This is a genomic window from Nocardia sp. CC213A, from assembly GCF_030766805.1.
Lineage (GTDB): Bacteria > Actinomycetota > Actinomycetes > Mycobacteriales > Mycobacteriaceae > Nocardia > Nocardia otitidiscaviarum.
Window position 1 is genome coordinate 1 of the sequence record NZ_JASFXA010000044.1, and the last position, 1,330, is coordinate 1,330.

Annotated in this window: 1 protein-coding gene; it reads right to left on the reverse strand. The window is 68.5% G+C overall.

The window, feature by feature from the left end; all coding sequences use genetic code 11:
- Positions 1–1,330: pyridine nucleotide-disulfide oxidoreductase (locus tag QJS31_RS37230; protein ID WP_306359026.1), on the reverse strand; the 1,330-nt coding region annotated here is incomplete at both ends.

Sequence of the window (1,330 nt, forward strand, 5' to 3'; positions counted from 1 at the left end):
CGCTGGCGCGCAGCATGTCTTCGCGTTCGACGACCTTGACCCGTTCGCGGCCTTCGGGTTCGCCCAGGGCGCGTTCGTGGGCGTCGAGGCGGTACCAGCCGGCCCAGGTGGTGAACGGGATGCCCTTGTCCTCGAGGAACGCGGTCACGGCCTCGGGGTCGGGATTGGCGGCGGGGGTGAAGTCTTTGGCGTCGTCGAGCAGGCAGGCGATGGTTTCGTTGGCGTCGCCCTTGGTGTGGCCGATGAGCCCGACCGGGCCGCGCTTGATCCACCCGGTCACATAGGTTTGCGGCAGGTAGCGGGCCGCGCCGTCGGCGTCCTCGTCGACGAGCACGCGCCCGGCCTCGTTGGGCACGGTCCCGGCCTGGTCGTCGAAGGGCAGCTGCGGAATGTTCTGCGACAGGTAGCCGACGGCCCGGTATACGGCCTGGATGTCCCAGTCCTTGTACTCGCCGGTGCCCTTGCAGTTGCCGGTGCCGTCGAGCTGGGTGCGTTCGGTGCGCAACCCGACGACCTTGCCGTCCTCGCCGAGGATCTCGGCGGGGGACTCGAAGAAGTGCAGGAACAGCTTGTGCGGGCGGTCACCGACGTCGCGGATGGCCCACTGCTCGAGGGTGTTGCAGATCATGTCGACCTGCTTGGAATGCCGTCGCGCGGCCTCGGAGCCCTCGTCGTAGTCGATGTCGGAGGGGTCGACGATGACCTCGATGGTCGGCGAATGGTCGAGTTCGCGCAGTTCCAGGGGGGTGAACTTGGCCTGGGCGGGGCCGCGGCGACCGAACACGTGCACCTCGAGGGCCTGGTTGCCCTTCAAGCCTTCGTAGACGTTCGGCGGGATCTCGGTGGGCAGCAGTTCGTCGCCGGTCTTGGCCAGCACGCGGGCGACGTCGAGGGCGACATTGCCGACGCCGAGCACGGCGACCTTCTGCGCGTCCAGGGGCCAGGTGCGGGGTACGTCGGGGTGCCCGTCGTACCAGGAGACGAAGTCCGCGGCGCCGTAGGAGCCGTCGAGGTCGATGCCGGGGATGTCGAGGGCGCGGTCGGCGTTGGCGCCGGTGGAGAAGATGACCGCGTCGTAGAAGCCGCGCAGGTCGTCGAGGGTGATGTCGACGCCGTAGTCGATATTGCCCAGCAGGCGGACCTGGGGTTTGTCGAGGACCTTGTGCAGGGCGGTGATGATGCCCTTGATCCGCGGGTGGTCGGGCGCGACGCCGTAGCGGATCAGGCCGAAGGGGGCGGGCATGCGCTCGTAGAGATCGATGCTCACCCCGTCGAACCCGGCGGGGGCATCGGATTTCATCAGCGCGTCGGCCGCATAGATACCAGCCGG